This is a genomic window from Sphingomonas sp. OK281 (genome assembly GCF_900115295.1).
Classification (GTDB): Bacteria; Pseudomonadota; Alphaproteobacteria; order Sphingomonadales; family Sphingomonadaceae; genus Sphingomonas.
In genome coordinates, this window is record NZ_FOVZ01000002.1 from 269,443 (window position 1) to 289,803 (window position 20,361).

General features: G+C 66.4%; 23 protein-coding genes and 1 tRNA gene. 20 read left to right on the forward strand and 4 right to left on the reverse strand.

Annotated features, from left to right (window positions below):
- Positions 1–11: 11 nt before the first annotated feature.
- Together folP and BM244_RS07430 are read left to right on the forward strand one after the other, a co-directional pair.
- The gene (gene folP / locus BM244_RS07425) at positions 12–1,061 is read left to right on the forward strand and encodes a dihydropteroate synthase (RefSeq protein ID WP_093399019.1); all 1,050 of its coding nucleotides are present in this window, start codon (positions 12–14) and stop codon (positions 1,059–1,061) included.
- An 80-nt stretch (positions 1,062–1,141) separates the two neighbouring features.
- A complete protein-coding gene (locus tag BM244_RS07430) occupies positions 1,142–2,026 on the forward strand; it encodes a bestrophin family protein (protein WP_093398351.1) in 885 nt (294 codons plus the stop codon).
- A gap of 193 nt (positions 2,027–2,219) precedes the next feature.
- On the opposite strand, the gene BM244_RS07435 is transcribed toward BM244_RS07430, so the two are convergent.
- The gene (locus tag BM244_RS07435; RefSeq protein WP_093398352.1) at positions 2,220–3,635 is read right to left on the reverse strand and encodes a sigma-54-dependent transcriptional regulator; all 1,416 of its coding nucleotides are present in this window, start codon (positions 3,633–3,635) and stop codon (positions 2,220–2,222) included.
- 140 nt (positions 3,636–3,775) lie between these two features.
- On the opposite strand from BM244_RS07435, the gene BM244_RS07440 reads away from it, so the two are divergent.
- From BM244_RS07440 to BM244_RS07470, 7 genes are all read left to right on the forward strand, one after another.
- Positions 3,776–3,898 carry an aa3-type cytochrome c oxidase subunit IV gene (locus BM244_RS07440; RefSeq protein WP_082441508.1) on the forward strand — a complete coding sequence of 41 codons (123 nt, stop codon included), beginning with the start codon at positions 3,776–3,778 and terminating at the stop codon, positions 3,896–3,898.
- 4 nt (positions 3,899–3,902) lie between these two features.
- Positions 3,903–5,024 carry an NAD(P) transhydrogenase subunit alpha gene (locus BM244_RS07445; RefSeq protein ID WP_093398353.1) on the forward strand — a complete coding sequence of 374 codons (1,122 nt, stop codon included), beginning with the start codon at positions 3,903–3,905 and terminating at the stop codon, positions 5,022–5,024.
- A gap of 148 nt (positions 5,025–5,172) precedes the next feature.
- The gene (locus tag BM244_RS07450) at positions 5,173–5,544 is read left to right on the forward strand and encodes an endonuclease domain-containing protein (protein ID WP_093398354.1); all 372 of its coding nucleotides are present in this window, start codon (positions 5,173–5,175) and stop codon (positions 5,542–5,544) included.
- A gap of 1 nt (position 5,545) precedes the next feature.
- Positions 5,546–5,851, forward strand: coding sequence for an NAD(P) transhydrogenase subunit alpha part 2 (locus tag BM244_RS07455; protein ID WP_093398355.1), 306 nt, complete (start codon positions 5,546–5,548; stop codon positions 5,849–5,851).
- A gap of 113 nt (positions 5,852–5,964) precedes the next feature.
- Positions 5,965–7,452, forward strand: coding sequence for an NAD(P)(+) transhydrogenase (Re/Si-specific) subunit beta (locus BM244_RS07460; protein ID WP_093399020.1), 1,488 nt, complete (start codon positions 5,965–5,967; stop codon positions 7,450–7,452).
- 100 nt (positions 7,453–7,552) lie between these two features.
- Positions 7,553–8,494, forward strand: coding sequence for a hypothetical protein (locus BM244_RS07465; protein ID WP_139226881.1), 942 nt, complete (start codon positions 7,553–7,555; stop codon positions 8,492–8,494).
- Positions 8,495–8,556: 62 nt separating this feature from the next.
- Positions 8,557–8,629 (forward strand) — tRNA-Val (locus BM244_RS07470).
- A gap of 6 nt (positions 8,630–8,635) precedes the next feature.
- On the opposite strand, the gene BM244_RS07475 is transcribed toward BM244_RS07470, so the two are convergent.
- The gene (locus BM244_RS07475; RefSeq protein ID WP_093398357.1) at positions 8,636–9,196 is read right to left on the reverse strand and encodes a helix-turn-helix domain-containing protein; all 561 of its coding nucleotides are present in this window, start codon (positions 9,194–9,196) and stop codon (positions 8,636–8,638) included.
- An 85-nt stretch (positions 9,197–9,281) separates the two neighbouring features.
- Between BM244_RS07475 and BM244_RS07480 the strand changes: the two genes are divergently transcribed.
- The 3 genes from BM244_RS07480 to BM244_RS07490 all read left to right on the forward strand — a co-directional run bounded on the left by BM244_RS07480 (position 9,282) and on the right by BM244_RS07490 (position 11,516).
- The gene (locus tag BM244_RS07480; protein ID WP_093398358.1) at positions 9,282–9,761 is read left to right on the forward strand and encodes a DUF6456 domain-containing protein; all 480 of its coding nucleotides are present in this window, start codon (positions 9,282–9,284) and stop codon (positions 9,759–9,761) included.
- A 178-nt stretch (positions 9,762–9,939) separates the two neighbouring features.
- Entirely contained in the window at positions 9,940–10,878 is a 939-nt protein-coding gene (gene dapF, locus BM244_RS07485) for a diaminopimelate epimerase (protein WP_093399021.1), read from the forward strand.
- Between the two features lie 83 nt (positions 10,879–10,961).
- Positions 10,962–11,516: a fasciclin domain-containing protein gene (locus tag BM244_RS07490; protein ID WP_093398359.1), complete on the forward strand. Its 555-nt coding sequence runs from the start codon at positions 10,962–10,964 to the stop codon at positions 11,514–11,516.
- 134 nt (positions 11,517–11,650) lie between these two features.
- On the opposite strand, the gene BM244_RS07495 is transcribed toward BM244_RS07490, so the two are convergent.
- Positions 11,651–12,916, reverse strand: coding sequence for a NupC/NupG family nucleoside CNT transporter (locus tag BM244_RS07495; RefSeq protein ID WP_093398360.1), 1,266 nt, complete (start codon positions 12,914–12,916; stop codon positions 11,651–11,653).
- Positions 12,917–13,078: 162 nt separating this feature from the next.
- Between BM244_RS07495 and BM244_RS07500 the strand changes: the two genes are divergently transcribed.
- From BM244_RS07500 to BM244_RS07525, 6 genes are all read left to right on the forward strand, one after another.
- Positions 13,079–13,738: a queuosine precursor transporter gene (locus BM244_RS07500; protein ID WP_093398361.1), complete on the forward strand. Its 660-nt coding sequence runs from the start codon at positions 13,079–13,081 to the stop codon at positions 13,736–13,738.
- Between the two features lie 121 nt (positions 13,739–13,859).
- The gene (gene argB / locus BM244_RS07505; RefSeq protein WP_056053472.1) at positions 13,860–14,777 is read left to right on the forward strand and encodes an acetylglutamate kinase; all 918 of its coding nucleotides are present in this window, start codon (positions 13,860–13,862) and stop codon (positions 14,775–14,777) included.
- 262 nt (positions 14,778–15,039) lie between these two features.
- Entirely contained in the window at positions 15,040–15,342 is a 303-nt protein-coding gene (locus tag BM244_RS07510; protein WP_093398362.1) for a YggT family protein, read from the forward strand.
- Positions 15,339–15,650, forward strand: a complete 312-nt coding sequence (locus BM244_RS07515) for a DUF167 domain-containing protein (protein WP_093398363.1) — start codon at positions 15,339–15,341, stop codon at positions 15,648–15,650. The genes BM244_RS07510 and BM244_RS07515 overlap by 4 nt, the downstream gene beginning before the upstream one ends.
- Positions 15,647–16,522, forward strand: a complete 876-nt coding sequence (gene folD / locus BM244_RS07520) for a bifunctional methylenetetrahydrofolate dehydrogenase/methenyltetrahydrofolate cyclohydrolase FolD (protein ID WP_093398364.1) — start codon at positions 15,647–15,649, stop codon at positions 16,520–16,522. Before BM244_RS07515 ends, folD begins: the two co-directional genes overlap by 4 nt.
- The gene (locus BM244_RS07525; RefSeq protein WP_093398365.1) at positions 16,519–17,139 is read left to right on the forward strand and encodes a MarC family protein; all 621 of its coding nucleotides are present in this window, start codon (positions 16,519–16,521) and stop codon (positions 17,137–17,139) included. The genes folD and BM244_RS07525 overlap by 4 nt, the downstream gene beginning before the upstream one ends.
- A gap of 121 nt (positions 17,140–17,260) precedes the next feature.
- On the opposite strand, the gene BM244_RS07530 is transcribed toward BM244_RS07525, so the two are convergent.
- A complete protein-coding gene (locus tag BM244_RS07530) occupies positions 17,261–19,048 on the reverse strand; it encodes an AcrB/AcrD/AcrF family protein (protein WP_254784336.1) in 1,788 nt (595 codons plus the stop codon).
- Positions 19,049–19,159: 111 nt separating this feature from the next.
- On the opposite strand from BM244_RS07530, the gene BM244_RS07535 reads away from it, so the two are divergent.
- Together BM244_RS07535 and BM244_RS07540 are read left to right on the forward strand one after the other, a co-directional pair.
- Positions 19,160–19,564, forward strand: a complete 405-nt coding sequence (locus BM244_RS07535) for a GtrA family protein (protein ID WP_254784337.1) — start codon at positions 19,160–19,162, stop codon at positions 19,562–19,564.
- Between the two features lie 30 nt (positions 19,565–19,594).
- On the forward strand, positions 19,595–20,323 hold the full coding sequence (locus BM244_RS07540; RefSeq protein ID WP_093398366.1) for a class I SAM-dependent methyltransferase: 729 nt from the start codon (positions 19,595–19,597) through the stop codon (positions 20,321–20,323).
- Positions 20,324–20,361 lie beyond the last annotated feature (38 nt).

Here is a 20,361-nt window from a genome sequence, read left to right on the forward strand (position 1 = left end):
GGAGACCGATCATCCACCTCCGCCCCGTCCAGTTCGTCGACACCCCGATCGGCCACGCAGACAACAGCGTCGCGCGCCTGGCGGGCGGCCTGCAGTGGTTCGCCGCCTACGAAGTGATCGAAGGCCGCCCCCGCCGGACGATCCCCGTCGCCGACGTCGCCACGCTGGGCGAGCGCGCCGCGCACCTCCACGCCGCCATCACCAGCCCCCGCGCGCCCCTTCAACTCGGCGAACGCACGCTCCGTTTCGACCAGCCGATCGTCGCCGGCATCCTCAACGTCACCCCCGACAGCTTCTCCGACGGAGGTAAGCATGTCGACGACCCCGCTGCCGCCGCGGCCGCCGGGATCGACATGGCCGCCGCCGGTGCGGCGATGATCGACGTCGGCGGCGAGTCGACCCGCCCCGGCGCCCCCGCGGTCTGGGAAGGCGACGAGATCGAGCGCCTCGTCCCCGTCGTCGAACGCCTCGTCCGTGCCGGTGCGATCGTCTCGGTCGACACGCGCAAGGCCGGCGTCATGGAAGCGACCCTCGCCGCTGGCGCGCACATCGTCAACGACGTCGCCGCGCTCCTCTGGGACGACCGTGCGCTCGATGTCGTCGCAAAAAGCGGCTGCCCGGTCGTCCTGATGCATTCGCCCGACCCGAAAAAAGGCGGTCATGGTCAAGGCGGTTACGGCAACGTCCTGACCGACGTGTTCGACTGGCTCGAAACGCGCATCGCGGCGGTCATCGCAGGCGGCGTCGACGCCACGCGGATCATGGTCGATCCCGGCATCGGTTTTGGCAAGACGCTCGCCGAGAACCTCGCGCTCCTAAACGGCCTTGCGATCTTCCACGGTCTCGGCTGCCCGATCATGCTCGGCGCCAGCCGCAAGCGCCTCATCGGCGCGCTCTCGAACGAAGCACCTGTCGACCGACGCCTTGCTGGTTCGCTCGCGCTGGCACTGAAGGGTGCTGAGGCCGGCGTTCAGGTCCTCCGCGTCCACGACGTCGCCGAGACGGTGCAGGCGGTGAAGATATGGCGCGGTCTGCGCGATCAGTCGCTCGTTGGCGGCTAAGCGGGGCGGCTGATCGTCGCTGCATTGCAGCGAAACGCCTCTTCGCGCATTAAAGCCGCGTGAACTAGGGAGCTTTTCGTTTGATCGTCACTGCAACACCGCGCTTCAGCCAAATCCTGAGCGAGGTCTGGCGTCCGCTGCTCGGCCTTTTCGTCTGGGACGTGATCGTCACGATCACATATTACGTCCTGCCGTTCCACGCGCCCGCGCTGCCCCTGACGCTGTTCGGTACCGCGCTCGCGCTGTTCCTCGGCTTCCGCGACAATTCGGCGTATCAGCGCTGGTGGGAAAGCCGCGGCTTGTGGGGCCTGATGATCAACGCGTCGCGCAACCTCGCGCGTATGGCGCGCAACATGCTGCCCGAGCCCGAGGGCCACGACATGAAGCGGACCATCGTGCTCCGCCAGATCGCGTATGTGAACGCCCTGCGCTGTCAGTTGCGCAAACAGCCCGCACCCCCTGAAGTGCTGCGCTTCCTGTCGAAGGAGGAGGCGTCGTTCGCGCTCGAACGGACCAATATCGCCAACGGTCTGCTCGATGGCACCGGCCGCCGGATCGACATCGCGCGCCGCAATGGCTGGATCGACACCATCCAGCAGACGCAGTTCGAGGCGATCCTGGTCGACATCGCCAACGCGCAGGGCGGCATGGAGCGGATCAAGAACACGCCGTTGCCCAACCAGTACCGCTTCTTCCCGAGCCTGTTCACGCGGCTTTTCTGCGTGCTGCTGCCTATCGGTCTGGTCGAGACGCTCGGCTATGCGACGCCGGTCGGTTCGACTATCGCCGGACTGATGTTCCTCGCCGTGCTGCAGATCGGCGACGATCTGGTCGATCCGTTCGCGGACACGATCCACGACGTGCCGCTGAACGCGATGTGCCGGACGATCGAGATCGACCTGCTCCAGGCAATCGGCGATCCCGCGCCCGAGCCGTTGCAGCCAGAAAAGGGTGTGTTGTGGTAATATAGCCTGCCGCGCCCACCGACGTCGCAACCGTTGTACGAAGCCGCTCTCAAAGATGAGGATGTGTCCAAAATCAGCTAGCGCCCCGTCTCCGGTTCGGTCCGCACGGTCCAAAAGGTAAACCCTACAAATCCGGCTGCCGAAGTTCGCGCCGAATACTTTATGACGGCGCGGCGATGATCACGCTTCCCGCTTACGCGGCGTTGTCGATCCCGAGGTCGCTGAGCTTGCGGTACAGTGTGGAGCGGCCGATGCCGAGACGGCGGGCGACCTCGGTCATGCGGCCGCGATAGTGGCCGATCGCGAGGCGAATAACGTCGGCCTCGATCTCCTCCAGTGCGCGAAGGTTTCCGTCGGGGCGGAACAGCGTGACGCCACCGCCGCCCGCGGCCACGGTTGCCGGTCCGCGTTGGCGATTGCCGAGCGCGGCGATCTGTGGAAAATCCTCTTCGGTGAGCGCGGCACCCTCACACAGCACGGCGGCGCGGAAGAGTGCGTTCTGCAACTGGCGAACGTTGCCGGGCCAGTCGTAGTGGACGAGCAGCTTCAGCGCAGCATCGGTGATCCCGAGTGGCCGTAGGCCGGGTTGCTCGGCGATCCGCGAGAGCAGGTGGCGGGCGAGCGCCGGGATGTCGCCGGTGCGCTCGCGCAGCGGTGGGATCGTCACCTGAACCGCGTTCAGACGATAGTACAGGTCCTCGCGAAACCGCCCCGCTTCGACCTCGTCGAGCAGTCGCTGGTTGGTCGCGGCGATCACCCGGACGTCGACGTCGCGCGCATGGCGCGCACCGATCGGCTGGACTTCGCCGGTATGAAGCAGATGCAGCAGCTTGGCCTGTGCCTCCAACGGCATCTCGCCGATCTCGTCGAGGAACAGCGTGCCGCCATCGGCGTCGTGGAACCGGCCGACCTTGCGCTCGAACGCACCGGTAAATGCACCCTTCTCGTGCCCGAACAGCTCCGATTCTATCAGATTGGCGGGCATTGCCGCGCAATTGACGGTGATCATCGGCTTCTTGGCGCGCGGTGAGGCTGCGTGGATCGCCTCGGCGACGACCGCCTTGCCGACCCCGCTCTCGCCCTCCACCAATACAGCCACGCGAGCACGCGCCGCCTTTGCCGCGATCGCAAGCGCGGCGCGGAAATCGGGGGAGGAGCCAACGATCTCGTCGAACGCCAGCAGCGCCGGAATTTTCTCCGTAAGGGGACGAAGTTCCCCTGCGGCGGTGCCGGCGACCGCAGCCTCGAGCGCGGCGAGCACGCGGTCTGAAGCGAGCGGCTTGACCAGGAAATCGGTGGCACCGGCGCGCATCGCGGCGACCGCGTTTGCGACCGAGCCGTTGGCCGCGAGCATCAGGATCGGCAGCGCAGGGCGACGTTCACGCAACTCGGCGATCAGCGCGGTCGCGTCGTCATCGGGGGCCGAGTGATCGAGCAGGATCGCGTCGAGCTGCATGCCGTCCTGCGTGCCGAGCGTGGCGATCGCCATCTCCGCGTCGGTCGCGAACACTGCGCGCCAGCCGCCGCGCGCGGCAAGCGCCGCCACCAGCCGCCGTTGCACGGGCTCGTCGTCGATCAGCAATACTAGGCGCTGGCCATTGCGCGTCATGGCGAATCCTGTCCCGTTCCGGCACGTGCAATAGCTAGCGCAAGTAAAGGCCGACTTAAATGTCCTGCTTGGCGATCTCGGATGCGCGCGATAAGGTCTTGGCCATAGAGGATGGCACTGACAGGATTGGGGCACGAACCATGGCCGGCAACGGAGACATGAAGGCGCACGTCGCGACCTATTCGAGCGTGACGGGGATGATGAAATGGGGTGCGGTCGGGTGCGCGCTGGTCGTTGCGCTCGTCATCTGGCTGATTTCGTAACGCCATGAAGATCGCCGTCCTGAAAGAGCAAGCGGACGGCGAGCGGCGGGTAGCCGCGACGCCGGAAACGGTGAAGAAGTTCATCGCGCTGGGTGCGACCCTCGGCGTGGAAGCGGGGGCGGGGGATACCGCTTCGATCGCCGATACCGCGTATTCGGATGCGGGCGCGTCCGTGGGCGACCGTGCGGCGACGTTGGCGGGGGCGGATATCGTGCTCGGCGTGCAGGGACCTGATCCTGCTTCGCTGGGCGGCGCGGCGTCGGGGGCGTGGATCGTCGCCAGCCTCAATCCCTTTGCAGAGCGTGCGCGAGTCGAGGCGTATGCCGCGGCGGGATACGAAGCGCTGGCGATGGAATTCATGCCGCGCATCACGCGGGCGCAGTCGATGGACATCCTGTCGTCGCAGTCGAATTTGTCGGGGTACAAGGCAGTGCTCGATGCGGCGGCCGAATATGGTCGCGCGTTTCCGATGATGATGACCGCGGCGGGGACGATCTCGGCAGCGAAGGCGTTCGTGATGGGCGTCGGCGTGGCGGGCTTGCAGGCGATCGCGACGGCGCGACGGCTCGGCGCTCAGGTGTCGGCGACCGATGTGCGCGCCGCGACCCGCGAGCAGATCCAGTCGTTGGGCGCGAAACCGATATTCGTCGAGAACGTCGCGGGGATCGAAGGCGAGGGGACGGGCGGGTACGCCGGCGAGATGTCGCCCGAGTACCAGGCGGCACAGGCCGAGCTTGTCTCGGGGCATATCGCCAAGCAGGATATCGTCATCACCACCGCGCTCATCCCGGGGCGGGCCGCACCGCGGCTGATTTCGGCAGCGCAGGTCGCGAGCATGAAGCCGGGCTCGGTGATCGTCGATCTCGCGGTCGAACAGGGCGGCAACGTCGAGGGCTCGGTCGCGGGTGAAGTGGTTGTGGTGAACGGCGTGAAGATCGTCGGCCACCGTAACGTGCCGTCTCGGTTGGCGGCAGACGCCAGCGCCTTGTTCTCGCGCAACCTGTTCAACTTTCTCAATGCCTTCTGGGACAAGGAGGCAGGGCGACCCGTGCTCGACGCGGAGATCGGCGACGCGATCCGACTGACCCAGGGTGGCAAGATCGTGAACCCAAGGCTGTTGTCGTGATAATTGATCCTCCCCTGCAAGGGGAGGTGGCGCGCCTTCGCGCGACGGAGGGGTATCGCCGCTCGTTATGGTGTGCAGTATCACTACGGGCGACACCCCTCCGTCAGGCAAGCGCCTGCCACCTCCCCTGCAAGGGGAGGATCTAAAGATGTTGCAGGGGACGGGGGCGACTGGAGCCCTGGCGAAGCAGCTTCGCGCGACGATGTCTCCGCCCGAGATCGCATTGTGGCTTGCGTTGCGGGAGCGACCCGCTGGTTTCAAATTTCGAAAACAGCATCCTTCGGGTCCGTACGTTGCGGACTTCTACTGCGATGCCGCGCGGCTGATCGTTGAAGTCGATGGGCAAGCGCATGACTTTGGCGATCGGCCAGCACGCGATGCCGCGCGCGATCGCTGGTTCCAGATACGTAATGTCGCGGTCCTGCGTATTCCAGCGGTGGAGATTTTCCACGATTGCGACGCGATGGTTCGAGGTATCGTGGCGCTTGCCGTCGAGCGGCTCGCCGCACAGGAGGAATAGCATGGACTTTATCGCGATCCTGTCGATTTTCGTGCTGGCGTGTTTCGTCGGGTATTTCGTGGTGTGGGCGGTGACACCTGCGCTGCACACGCCGTTGATGGCGGTGACCAATGCGATCTCCTCGGTGATCATCGTCGGCGCGCTGATTGCCGCGGCCGCCGCTGGCATCGGCGCCGGGTCGGGCGTGGCCAAGGCGCTCGGGTTGCTCGCCGTGGTCCTGGCGAGCATCAACATCTTCGGAGGCTTCGCGGTCACCGCGCGGATGCTGGCGATGTACAAGAAGAAGGAACGGCCGGTCGCGAAGTAGCGGCCGTCATCTCGGCGAACGCTGGGACCTCGTGCGATTGCGGTGCCGCGCGAGCAACCAGAAGATGCCAGCCTTCGCTGGCATGACGAAGTGGGTAAGTGGGGACGAACGCGATGCATGAAATGACGGTTAGCCCCTGGGCATCGCTCGCCTATCTCGTCGCGGGGGTGTGCTTCATCCTCGCTCTGCGCGGGCTGTCGAGCCCCGCATCGAGCCAGCGCGGCAATCGCTTCGGTATCATCGGCATGACGATCGCGGTCGTGACGACGCTGGTGACGCATGTGCCGATGCGCTCGGAAGCATGGCCCCCCGGTAATCCGCACGACCTCATGGTCGATTGGACCACAGTCTTCGAAATCCTCGCTGCGATCGGTGTCGGCGCAGCGATCGGCCTAGTCACCGCACGCCGCATCGCAATGACGGCGATGCCCCAGCTCGTCGCCGCATTCCACAGTCTTGTCGGCCTCGCCGCGGTGCTGGTGGGGGTCGCGGCGTACCTCAACCCGCAGGCGTTCGGAATATCCGACCTCGTCATCCCGCTGATCGGCCAGCCCTTCGCCGTCATCCACCCGGTAAGCCGGATCGAACTCGGCCTCGGCGTCGCGATCGGTGCGATCACCTTCTCGGGCTCGGTCATCGCGTTCCTGAAGCTCAACGGCAACATGGGCGGCAAGCCCATCATGCTGCCCGGCCGGCACGTCATCAACCTCGCGCTGCTCGCCGCCATCCTCGGCCTGATCGCGTATTTCGTCACCGACCAGGCGCCGTGGATCTTCTGGACCATCACGGTCCTGAGCTTCGTCATCGGCTTCCTGCTGATCGTCCCGATTGGCGGCGCGGACATGCCGGTGGTGGTCAGCATGCTCAATTCCTATTCGGGCTGGGCAGCCGCCGCGATGGGCTTCACGCTGCACAACAGCGCGATGATCATCACCGGCGCGCTGGTCGGCAGCTCGGGCGCGATCCTGAGCTACATCATGTGCCGCGCGATGAATCGCAGCTTCATCAGCGTGATCGCGGGCGGCTTCGGCGCGGTCGCGGACACCGGTGGCGGCGCGGTCGCGAGCGATCGACCGTGGAAGCGCGGCTCGGCAGAGGATGCCGCGTTCCTGATGAGCCAGGCCGAACAGGTCATCATCGTCCCCGGCTACGGCATGGCGGTCGCGCAGGCGCAGCACGTGCTTCGCGAAATGGGCGACAAGCTGAAGGCCGAGGGGGTGCGCGTGAAATACGCGATCCATCCCGTCGCGGGCCGCATGCCGGGGCACATGAACGTGCTGCTGGCGGAGGCTAACGTGCCGTATGACGACGTGTTCGAGCTGGAAGACATCAACAGCGAGTTCGCACAGACCGACGTCGCGTTCGTGATCGGTGCCAACGACGTCACCAACCCCGCCGCCAAGACCGACAAGTCCTCGCCGATCTACGGCATGCCCGTGCTCGACGTCGAAAAGGCCAAGACGGTGCTGTTCATCAAGCGTTCGATGGGCGGCGTCGGCTATGCCGGCGTCGATAACGAACTGTTCTACCGCGACAATACGATGATGCTGCTGGCCGACGCGAAGAAGATGGTCGAGGATATCGTCAAGGCGCTCGACTGAGTTTGCGCAGAAGGTTCCCAACTGCAACGGAACTCGATCCAGTTCGGGTGTAACTCCTGCCCTGACGCAGGTTAGTCTCCGCATGATCGCGGAGACCTCGATGAACCGACCGGACGGCCCGCCTAGCGCGGCGAATTACGACACGGGGATCGATACGATCCTCATCGCCGCGCCGGGTGCACCGGACCGGCTTACCGTTGCCCTGACTGCGCTGCAGGGCCGGATCGTCGGCCGGCGCGATTGGCGGGCGGGGTTCGACGATCACGCGACGCCGCACGTGATCGCGGTCGAGGCCGGCGGAGTCGATCCCGCGATGCTCGCCGAACGCCTGCCCGAAATCGTCGAGCAGGCGGCTAAATTGCGGGCGGGGCTGGTAGTCGCCCTTGGCGTCGACGAGATCGATGTCGTTGCCGCGGCTACGCTGGGCGGCAGCACACGGTTGCTGGTCGATCCCACGGTCGGCGATTGCGTCGCGGCGATCGTGGTGGCCGCCGAAGCTGCACGCATTCCCACGGGCGTGTTCGATGTCCACCGAGAGACCGACGGCACGCGGCTCGAGCGGCTCAATACCGAGGTTGCGCGTATCGCCGAGGCGCTCGCCCGGTTGACGCGGGCGGAGATCGAGAGCGACGTACCCGCCGCGCCGATCGTCGGCGATCGAACCAGCCGCTACGGCGCGCCGCCCGCCCTGACCGAGCCGAGTGCGGCGGATGTCCGTCGGGCAATCCGCGCGCGGCGATTGCGCGATCAGTTCTTCGGGGCGATGCTGTTCGAGGATCCCGGCTGGGACATGCTGCTCGATCTCTATGCCGCCGAATTGGAGCGGGGACGCGTGTCGGTGTCGAGCCTGTGTATCGCCGCGGCGGTCGCGCCCACCACTGCGCTGCGGTGGATCGCGCGAATGACCGACACGGGGTTGTTCGAACGCCGCCCCGACCTGCTCGACCGACGTCGCGCATTCATGGTGCTCTCCGATCGCGCAAGCGAAGCGATGCGCGGGTATATCGTGGCTACCAGGGGCGCCGACCTGCGGATTCCGTGATCGCCTACCCTTTTAGCTTGCCCCGGCGGCCGGGCTTTGGCATCGCACGTCCACCCGAGAGGGGGCGATTAGCTCAGTTGGTAGAGCGTCTCGTTTACACCGAGAACGTCGGCGGTTCGAGCCGGTCATCGCCCACAATCCCTACAGTTCGCGAACGAGCCGCTTGGTCACCGCGATCCATGCTGGATCCGCGATGGTCAGCGCCTGCGTGCCTGCACCCGGCGGCAGGAGGGTAACGCCGCCCTCGCATCCAGTGAGCCGTCCGAATGCGAATCGCCCTGCCGGTTGCGGGACGAGGATGTCGCGGTTGAGTGCGGTTGCGAAATCGTCGGGGGCCAGCATGGTTGCCCAGATCACGTCGCCCGCGCGGTAGTCGCCTGTGCCGTTCGCGACGGTGATCGCGATCTGGCCCGGCGCGGCCTGGGGTGGTGGTGCCGTCGTGCGTCGACGCGGGGCGTGGGCGCCGCGGCTGTCGAGGATCGCGGCGACGGGCAGGTCGGTTCGGTCCGGTAATGTCACGAGATCGCTCGCCTCGACGCCCAGCGCTGCGGCGATCCGGTTGAGCCAGCCGATCGACACGGTGCGCGTGCCGGTCTCGAGACGCCCGATCGTCTGTGCGGTCGTCGGTGGAGCGCAACGTCGGGCGACGTCCTCCAGCGTCAATCCCTTGGCACGCCGGACTTCGCGAATGGCGGTGATCATCGAACGGCTCCAAACCAGATAGGTTATTCTGCTGTCCTACAAGCACGCGGATATGGCAACCGCCAAGCGTAACGGGAGATGGCGGATGCGCGAACTGGTAGAGCGGTCGATCGATTCGGAAGGTGTTCCACAGCCGGCCGGCGTGCGTCGCGGTCGGACGGTTACCGTGAACCTCGCCGAGTCGCCGCTCGGGTGGTTGCGGTCGCGCGCGTTGATCGACGTGAGGCAGTTCGAGGCGGGGGAGCGGTTGCGCGCGGATTATGAACGCGCGTCGATTGCGCCGAGCGTGACGATGCGCTGGGTCGAGCGAGTCGATGGCGGTGGTGACGACGGGCTCGATCCGACGTCGGCGCAGATCGCGGCGAAGCGCCGGTTCGATGCGGCGCTGGCGACAGCGGGGCCGGGGCTGGCGGATATTCTTTGGCGCGTGGTTTGCGCGGGGGAGGGGTTGCCCGTGGCGGAGAAGGCGTTGCAGTGGCCGGCGCGGGCGGGGCGAGTCGTGCTGACGCTCGCGCTTGATCGGTTGGCGGCGCATTTTGGGATCGGTCAGGCGGGCGTCCCCTGAACTTCGTGGACGATATGGGGGTAGCGACGTGACGATCCTCCCCCTTGCGCAGGAGGATCGGGAGGTCGCCGATCCGGCGAGCGGTGTCGTGGGTGAAAAGACCCGAGTTTCCAAATCGGGCTGCATCCCGACCCGGGCCGCACTCGCTTTGCCGGCAACCTCGCACTAAATGGCAGGCATGCACTTCGACCTCATCAAATGCCACGGCTCCGGTAACGACTTTCCGCTGATCGACGCGCGCGCGTCGACGCTTGGCGATGTAGCTTGGGCTGCCGTCGCGCGCGCGCTGGCGGATCGCGATGGGCCGGTGGGGGGCGACGGGCTCCTGCTGCTGACGGCCGGCGACGAGACCCACGCGTTCGGGATGCGGATGTTCAATTCGGACGGTAGCGAGTCGGAGACGTGCCTCAACGGCCTGCGCTGCGTCGCGCGTGCTGGGTTCTCGGCGACGGGCTCCGAGACTGCTATGGCGCTGCTGAAGACGAGCGACGCGGCCGTGAAGCGCGACGTGGATATCGGCGAGGGCGTGTTCACCGTGCGCGAGATTGCTGGCCCCGCCTCTTTGGACGTCGAGGCTTGGCCTATGCATGTCGGGATCGATCGCATCGTCGATACGCCGATCGCGCCCTTGCCGACGGACCGCGCCTTTACCGCGGTGGCGATGCCGAACCCGCATCTCGTGACGTTTGTGGATGCCATCGACGAAGCCGAACTCGTCCGCATCGGCGAAGCATGCGAAGCGGCACCCGACTGGCTACCCAATCGCGCGAACGTCAGCTTCGTCGAGGTGCGTGGCCGCGACCTGTTCGTACGGACGTTCGAGCGCGGGGTCGGGCTGACCGACAGTTGCGGCAGCGCGATGGCGGCGTCGACCTATGCCGCGTGCCTGACCGGGCGGATCGCGTACGACACGCCGACCACCGTCTTCAACAAGGGCGGGCTGGTCCGTGCCGAGGCGAGCGAGACGGCGATGGTGACGCTGTCGGGCAACGCGACGTTCGAATGGACGGGCACGATCGAGGTCGATCTCGACACGGCGACCGCGAGCGACCTGGTCGTCACGCGGCGGCATGACGATGAGATCGCGGCCTGGGCGGGGCTTCTCGCGACGATCTGAACACCGGCTGCGTCCTTCTCCCGGCGCGCCCGTATCTCCCCGCAGTGGCGCCGCACACCGGCTCCGCACGCAGGAGAGAAGCCATGAACCACTTCATTCGTACCGCGATCGTCGCCGCCGCCGTTGCCGTCAGCGGCAGCGCCATCGTCGCAGCGCAGACCAACCCGATGGTCGGCGGCGCCGCGATGTATCCGACCAAGACGATCGTCGAGAACGCCGTCAATTCGAAGGATCACACGACGCTGGTCGCCGCGGTCAAGGCCGCCGGTCTCGTTGAGACGCTGTCGGGCCCGGGTCCGTTCACCGTGTTCGCGCCGACCAATGCCGCGTTCAAGAAGCTGCCGGCCGGCACCGTCGACACGCTGCTCAAGCCCGAGAACAAGGCGCAGCTCGCCAGCGTCCTGACCTATCATGTCGTCCCTGGCACGATCACCGCCGCCGACATCGCCGCCAAGGCGAAGGCGAACGGCGGTACCGCGACCTACACCACCGTGCAGGGCGAACCGCTGATGTTCAAGAAGGTCGGCAGCGGCTGGGGCATCATGGATGGCAAGGGCCACAAGGGCCGGATCACGATCGCCAACGTCATGCAGTCGAACGGCGTGATCCACGTCATCGACACGGTGATGCTGCCGTAATCGGCGATTCCGCGAGATAGCTGCCTCGATTCCCCCGCGAGGCAGTTTCGTCGGGCCCGTCGCCGAAAGGTGGCGGGCCCGATTGCGTTTTGCGCCCTCCGTCATCCTGACTTTCGTCGGGATGACGGTGTGATTCAGCCGATCAAGAGGCCCGCTAGCGCAGCCGACATCAGGTTTGCGAGACTCCCCGCGGCGAGCGCGCGCAGGCCAAGCTTGGCGATCATCGGACGCTGGTTCGGCGCGAGGCTGCCGGTCACCGCCATCTGGATCGCGATCGACGAGAAGTTCGCAAACCCGCACAGCGAGAAGGTGATCACCGCGATCGTCCGCGCGCTGAGTCCCTGTTGCGTACCGAGCGAGATGTACGCGACGAACTCGTTCAGCACGATCTTCTGGCCGAACAGGCCGCCGGCGATCCCCGCTTCGCTCCACGGCACGTTCAGCAAGAACATGATTGGTGCGAAGACATAACCGAGCAGCCCTTGGAAGCTCAGCCCCGGCAGGCCGATCATGTTGCCGAGCCCGCCGAGCAGCCCGTTCGCCAGCGCTACCAGCGCCACGAACGCCAGCACCATCGCGCCGACCGCGACGGCCAGGCGCACGCCGGTCTGCGCACCTTGGGCTGCGGCCATGATCAGGTTGGCGGGCTTTTCCTCGTCGTGCGTCGCCTGCGGCATGGGTTCGCCCGCGCCAGATTCACCCGGCTGGTCGCCGAGCGCCAGTTCGCCCTCGGGTGGCATCACGCGGTCGGGCATGATGATCTTCGCCATCAGGATACCGCCCGGCGCCGCCATGAAGCTCGCCGCCAGCAGATAATCGATCCGGATCCCCATTGACGCGTAGGCGGCGAGGATCGTGCCCGCGACGCCAGCCATGCCGCTGGTCATCACGGTGAACAATTGCGCAGGGGTGAGGCCGGCCAGATACGGCCGGATGACGAGCGGCGATTCGCTCTGGCCGACGAAGATGTTCGCCGCCGCGCACAGCGATTCGACCTTCGAGACGCCGATGACCTTCTCGATCCCGCCGCCGACCCAGCGCACCACGAACTGCATGATGCCGAGGTAATAGAGGATCGAGACGAGGCTGGCGAAGAAGATGATGACGGGCAGCGCGGCGATCGCGAAGCTCTGTCCGCCGATCTCGGGGGTTGCCATCTTGCCGAACAGGAACTCGGTGCCCCTTTGCGAATAGCCGAGCAGGTTGGCGACGCCGCCGGACATGCCGCCCAACACGACCTTGCCGATGCTGGAATACAGTACGAGGACGGCGATCCCGACCTGGAGCGCGAAGGCCGCACCGACGATGCGCAGGCGGATCGCACGGCGGTCGGCCGACAGCAGCACGGCAATGCCGAGGATGACGGCGATGCCTGCAAGGCCGATGAATAGTCTTTCCATGGACGCCCTGCGCTTTTCTCGGATCACACACGCGGCCCCCCGGCCACGCAAGCGACCGACATGACACGCCGCCGCGCCCATCGCTAGTCATATCCCATCGCTGGTCGGATCAGGGTTGCTAGTCATTTGACGGCGCGGCGGTTTTCGCTAGCGTCCCCGGGGATGGATAAGTTGCCCCCCAGTTCCCCAGCCGCGTTCCCGCGTTCGCTCTTCGTTTTTTCGGTCCTGTACGGCGGCATGGTGTGCATCGCCGGCGTGCTGGGGGTGAAACAGGTCGCGCTCGGCCCGCTCGCGGTCGAGGCGGGGATCTTCGGCTTCCTGCTGCTGGTGGTGCTGAGCAGTGCGATCGCCGAACTGCACGGCCAGAAGACCGCGACGTTCCTGGTACGCCTCGGCTTCATCCCGCTACTGGTGTCTGCGGCGCTGATCCACTTGGTGCTGGCCTTGCCGCATGATCCGGGGATGTACCCACCCGCGGTCGACGCGTTCCCGGTCGTGGTCGGGCAGAGCTCGCGAATGATGATCGCGGGGCTGATCTCGTACGGGATCTCGCAGACGCTCAACGTGCTAATCTTCTCAAAGCTGTCGGGGCAGGTCGGCAGCGGAGATGGCAAGCTGGTGTGGCTGCGCGGCATGATCGCGAGCATCATCTCGCAGATCATCGACACGATCCTGTTCATCACCATCTCGTTCCTCGGCGAACGGCCGATCGTCGCATTGATGGAAGGGCAGATGCTGACCAAGGTCGTGCTGTCGATCGTGCTGGTGCCCTTCATGATCACGTTCTTCGTGAAGCTCGGGCGGCGGCTGGACCGCGTCTGACCTCGTTGTTCTCCCGCGAAGGCGGGAGCCCAGTCTGGGTCCCCGCCTTCGCGGGGAAACAAGGGGGCAGGAGCGACGTCCGCGTCTTTCACTACCCCCCCCAACTGGCTAAGGGATCGGCATGACCGATCACACGCCCGATCCCGCCCTGCTCGCCAAGGCGGAAACGCTCACCGAGGCGCTGCCGTATCTGCAGCGTTACGCCGGCAAGACGTTCGTCGTGAAATACGGCGGCCACGCGATGGGCGACCCGGAGCTCCAGCGCGATTTCGCCGAAGACATGGTGCTGCTCAAGGCGGTCGGCATCAACCCGGTCGTCGTCCACGGCGGCGGGCCGCAGATTGGCGCAATGCTCAAGCGCCTCGGCGTCGAATCGCGTTTCGTCGATGGCCTGCGGGTCACCGATGCGGAGACCGCGCAGATCGCCGAGATGGTCCTGGCGGGCTCGATCAACAAGGAAATCGTCGGCTGGATCGGCCAGGCCGGCGGTCGCGCAGTCGGCATCTCGGGCAAGGACGCCGGCCTCGTCCTCGCGCAGAAAGTTGGCCATGGCCGCGAGCCGGACAAACTCCAGGGGATCGAGCGGCATGTCGACCTGGGCTTCGTCGGTGAGCCGATCGCGGTTGACCGGACGATCCTCGACACGCTGATCGCCGCCGACATCATCCCGGTGATTGCACCGATCGGCATCGGCGCCGACGGCCACACCTACAACATCAACGCGGACACGATGGCGGGCGCGATCGCCGCTGCTATGGGGGCGGCGCGCTTCTTCCTGCTGACCGATATCGTCGGCGTGCTAGACAAGGAGGGAGAGCTGCTCACCGACCTCGATCCCGCGCGGATCGCCGAACTGCGCGCCGACGGCACCGTGACCGGTGGCATGATCCCGAAGCTCGACACCTGCGTCGCGGCGGTAGAATCAGGCGTCGATGCCGCAGTCATCATCGACGGCCGCGTGCCCCACGCGATGCTGCTGGAGATCTTCACCAAGCAGGGCGCGGGTACGCTGGTGAGCGCCAACGGGCGCTCGCGGTAGGGGCCCAATCCCACAATCCTCCCCCGCAAGGGGGAGGTGGCAGGCGTCAGCCTGGCGGAGGGGGAGGTAGGGGATGACCGGCGTTGCGTGTCCTCCCCCTCCGTCACCTGCGGCGCCACCCCCCCTGGCGGAGGAGGATTAAGGCTAGTGCGTAAAGGCTCAAGTCACCGCGTGATCGGGCTGACACCCTCTCAACACCACAGGCCTTCTCGTTCTCCCCCCGCCCCCTTATATCCGGACCACACCAGCGGAGACCCTTGCCTTGATCGCCCTTCTTCAGATCGTCCAGTTGCTGCTCAACCTCGTCTGGTGGGTCATAGTCATCCAGGCGATCCTGTCGTGGCTGATAGCGTTCAACGTCATCAACACGCACAGCGATTTCGTCCGCACGGTCTGGAACGCGCTGCAGAAGATCACCGAGCCGCTGTATCGCCCGATCCGCCGCATCCTGCCCGATTTCGGTGCGCTCGATCTGTCACCGCTGGTCGTGCTGTTGATCCTCTACATCCTGACCAACATCGTCATCCCGAACATCGCGCAGAACTACCTCGTCGCAGCCTATTGATCGGGCCGGCAGCCTGGCGCGCGGTCGATGACGGCCTGGCGATCGCCGTCCGGGTGACCCCGCGTGGCGGTCGCGATGCGCTGGCGGCCGGAACCGCGGAGCATTTCGCGGCGAGGCTGGCGGCGGCGCCCGTCGATGGCGCCGCGAACGCCGGGCTCGTCGCGCTCGTCGCCAAGACCTTCGGCGTACCCAAGCGTGCCGTCTCGATCATCTCAGGCGATACCGCCCGCCTGAAGCGCCTGCACATCGCGGGCGACACCGCTACGCTGGCGGAAATCGCCTCCGCGCTCTATGGGCCGCGGGCATGAGCGCGACCATCATTGACGGCAAGGCCTTCGCCGCCGGCCTCCGGGCCCGTATCGCAAACGGCGTCACCGCCTTTCGGGCCGAGGCGGGCCGCGCGCCCGGCCTCGCCGTGGTGCTGGTCGGCGAGGATCCCGCCTCCAACGTCTATGTCCGCTCGAAGGGCAAGGCGACGCGCGAAGCCGGGATGGAGAGCATCGAGCACCGGCTGCCCGCCGACGTGCCGGCCGAGGATCTGCTCGCGCTGGTCGCGACGCTCAACGCCGATGCGACGATCGACGGCATTCTGGTCCAGTTGCCCCTGCCGAAGCACATCGACGAGCAGGCGGTCATTGCCGCGATCGACCCGGACAAGGACGTCGACGGCTTCCACCCGATCAACGCAGGCCGCCTCGCGACGGGCTTGCCCGGGTTCGTACCGTGCACGCCGCTCGGCTGCGTCATGCTGTTGAAAAGCGTGCTGCCGACCCTCAGCGGGCTCGAGGCGGTCGTCGTCGGTCGCTCGAACATCGTCGGGAAGCCGATGGCGCAACTGCTGCTCCGCGAGAGCTGCACCGTCACCGTCGTGCATAGCCGCACGCAGGACGTCCCCGCGCATATCCGCCGCGCCGATATCGTCGTCGCGGCGGTCGGTATCCCGGAGATGATCAAGGGCGACTGGCTGAAGCCGGGCGCGACCGTCATCGACGTGGGCATCAACCGCACCGATGCCGGCCTCGTCGGCGACGTCGATTTCGCCGGCGCGGTCGAGGTCGCGGGTGCGATCACGCCGGTGCCAGGCGGCGTCGGGCCGATGACGATCGCGTGCCTGCTCCGCAACACGCTGGTCTCGGCGGGCCGTCGCGAAGGCATTGCTATCGACGAGGCCGCGCTGTGATCGAACTGTACATCTCGTCGCTGATCACTTTCTTCGTGGTCATCGATCCGCCGGGCTGCGCGCCGATCTATGCCGGCCTGTCGGCTGGCGCATCGACCGTGCAGAAGCGCGCGATGGCGATGCGTGCGGTCGGCGTCGCCGCGGCGATCCTGTTCGTGTTCGCGCTGTTCGGCGAGGCATTGCTGAAGGGGTTGGGGATCAGCCTGGCGAGCTTCCGTATTGCCGGCGGCATCATGCTGTTCCTGATCGCGCTCGAGATGGTGTTCGAGAAGCGCACCGAGCGCCGCGAGGATCGCGCCGCCAAGGTGGCGAGCGATCCCGAGGTCGAGGATGTCTCGATCTTCCCGATGGCGATGCCGATGATCGCGGGCCCCGGCTCGATCGCGTCGGTGATGCTGTTGATGAGCCGCAACAGCGGGATCGAGCGCTCGGCCGTGGTGCTGGCTGCAATGGTGACGATCCTGCTGCTGACGCTGGTCGCGCTGCTCGCGGCGGGACCGATCATGCGGATCCTCGGCGCGAAGATCGAGGCGGTGATCACCCGGTTGCTTGGCGTGCTGCTCGCCGCGCTGGCGGTGCAGTTCGTGCTCGACGGCTTGTCTGTGGTGCTGCGCTAACCCCGTAACTCTAGCCGTCATCCCCCGCGAAGCCGGGGACCCATATCCTGTGATTTCACCGACAGAGCTCGCAGACAGCCAGAATGGGGCCCCGCCTTCGCGAGGATGACGGCCGTGCGGTTCAGTCCACCTTGAACAATCGCAGCGGCGACTTCGCCGGCAGCGGCAGCGGGGTCAGCCACGCCGGCACCTCGTTCTTCGCCAACTCGGCATAGAACCCCTTCGGGCTACGCGCCTTGTAGTTGGTCGATTCCGCCGCGTTCGGGCATAGCAGCAGCATCGTCGCGCCATGGCGCTTGATGATCGCATGGGCCTCTTCCGCAGACCGCCCGAACGCATGCTGGACATCGAGGATCGCATCGCCGTTGCGGTGATACGGACCCGCGATCGCGTCGTGATGCGTGATCGTGATCAGTCGCGGGCCCATGTCGACGAAGGTAAAGATCGTTTGCGCGGGGTATTTGTTCAGCGCGAGCAGCACGGTCGTGCGCAGGCAATCGCCCGTCGCCATGTTGACGCGCTTCTCATACGGCTTCGGCCGGTCGATCGGCAGGTATTTGATCACCATGCCGGCGAACAGTCCGGACACGATCAGGAACGCGCCGGCCGTGCCCAGCACGCGCACCGCGATCGACCGATTGCCAAGCAAGCGCGGCAGGATCAGCCAGCCGAGCGCCGTCGCGCCCGGAACCGCGAGCAGCTGTGCCGCCGGCCCCGCGCGGACCTGCCACAACAGCATCGCGCAGGCGAACGCGGTGAACAGCGCGACCGCCGCCCAGCCTATGGCCGTTCGATCGCGTCGTGCCTGCCATGCCGCGAAGATCGCGCCGATCAGACCGATGATCGGCAACGTCGCCATCGAGAACCCGACGCGGAAACTGTGCTTGTAGATCGGCTTGGCCTCGCGGACGTTGTCCAACCAGTTGCGTTGCAGCTCGGGCGAGATACCCTCTGGTCGGCCCAGGCATTGCGGGAACACCAGTACAAAGCCGGCGACGATCACAGCCCCCGCGGCCACCGCCAGCGCCAGCCGGGTGCCGCGCGATGCCGGCCCGAACCGTGCGAGCAGGAACAGCAGCATCCCCGCCGCGATCATCACGCTCAACCACACGGGCGTCAGCGCATCGCAGCGCATCGCCTGGTTGGCGTTCGACGCGAACAGCGCGAACCCGAGCGTGCTGCCGCCGCCGAGCGTCAACGCGTAGATCGACAGGCGCTCGGCTTCCGACCGGTCCCACACCCAGCGCAGTGCGATGATAGCCCCTGCCATTGCCGCATAGGGCAGGAGTTCGAGCCCGATCGACAGCGACACCGCGCTCGCGATACCGACCATCGCGCCACCGCGACGGCCGTTCGTATCGCACAGCCCCGCGACCGTGAGGCTCAACATCGCCAGCTGCCAGCCGTGATGATCGATCCGCTCGGGCATGAACATCAACATCGTGCCGACGGCACCGACGAGGAAGACGATCGCCAACGGCCACGCATACGGGCTGATCAAACGCCGCACGGTCGCGCCGATACCCAGCATCGCGATCGATAACGGCAGCAGCGGTGCGATGCCGCAGGCGAGCCGCTCGGCCCAGCTGTTGGTGGTGAAGAGGCGGAAGAACAGGATCAGTGCTGCGATCGGCAGGTCGACGATACGGCTCCAGTGGATGTCGAAGCCGACCGGCGGGTTCAGCCTGTAGTTGCGCAGATCGTACCAGCCCTGCCCGTCGAGCAGCGCGCGGACCTGCATCAGGCGCATGTTGTCGTCGGTGTCGCCGAGCGACAGCCAGCGGATCTGGCCCCAGCGATCGAAGATCGACCACGCCGCCACCGCAACCCAGGCAACGAGCGTCAGCGCGATCCAATGCCGATCGAGTGCGTCGAGCAGCGTCCGCCGCTGAGTTGGTGCCTGATCCAAAACGCTTTCCTCCAGCCCGCACGCACTCTAGATGCGCGGGCATATCTCAAGCGTCGCTCTATCGCGGTGTTGGTAAAGAACAAGGCGGGCATGCAGGCGATTTGGCGACAAATGGAGCAGATGCGGGCGAGCGGCGTGCTCGGCCAGCTCGTGCGCTTCGGGATCGCCGGCGGGATTTCCAGCGTCGTGTACTCGCTCGTCTACCTGCCGCTGACCGCGTACGTGTTCCCGCCACGCCAGGCGGTGGCGGCGGTGCCGTTCGCGTTTGCCGTCGCGGTCGTGGTCGGGTTCTTCCTCCACAGCCGCTGGAGCTTCAAGGGGCACGCAAAGGAGCCCGGCGCGGGGCGCCACGTGAAGTTCGTCATCGTCCAGGGCTCGGGGCTCGCGCTCAATGCGGTCATCACCTGGATCGGTACGGCGCTGCTGCACCTGCATCCGTGGATCCCGCTGATACCGGCCGTCTTCCTTGCCGCGATCGTGACGTTCGTGCTCAACCGTTTCTGGGTTTTCAACTGACATGAATTTCAACCGCAGGGCCGACACTTAATGGACCGCATCGTCTACGACCGGATGGCCGCGCACGACTCCACCCACTGGTGGTACCGCGCCCGCCGCGACATCCTGGCGGATTACCTGACCCGCTACGGCGCATTGCCGAAGGATGCGAAGATCCTCGAGATCGGTTGCGGCACCGGGCATAACCTGCCGATGCTGGCAGAGTTCGGCGAGATCGACGCGATCGAGATCGATCCGGCGGCGCGCGAGATCGCCAGCGAGCGGCTGGGCAAGCCGGTGGGCGCTGCGCCGTTGCCCGAACTCCCGGGCGTCCCCCGCGCGCACTATGACCTGATCGCGGTGCTGGATGTGGTCGAGCATATCGAGGACGATGTCGCGGCGTTGAAGGCGATGGCGGATTGCCTTGCGCCGGGTGGCAAGATCCTGATCGCGGTGCCGGCGCATGCGTGGCTGTGGAGCGCGCACGACGTGGTGAACCACCACCATCGGCGCTATTCGAAGGCGACGTTGCAGGCAGCGATCGAGACCGCCGGGCTGAAGCCGGAGAAGCTGGGCTATTTCAATTCGCTGCTGTTCCCGCTGGCGGCGGCGGCGCGGATCGCCGGGCGGATGACCGGGCGCGACGACAGCGACGATTCGCCGCCGCCGAAGCTGGTGAATGCGCTGTTCGAGAAGATCTTTCGGCTGGAGCGCCATCTGGTCGGGCGCGTGCCGATGACGCCGGGGGTTTCTATCGTGACGCTGGCGGTGCCGCGGTAGGGCTGCCTCGATCCTCCCCTGGCAGGGGAGGTGTCGCG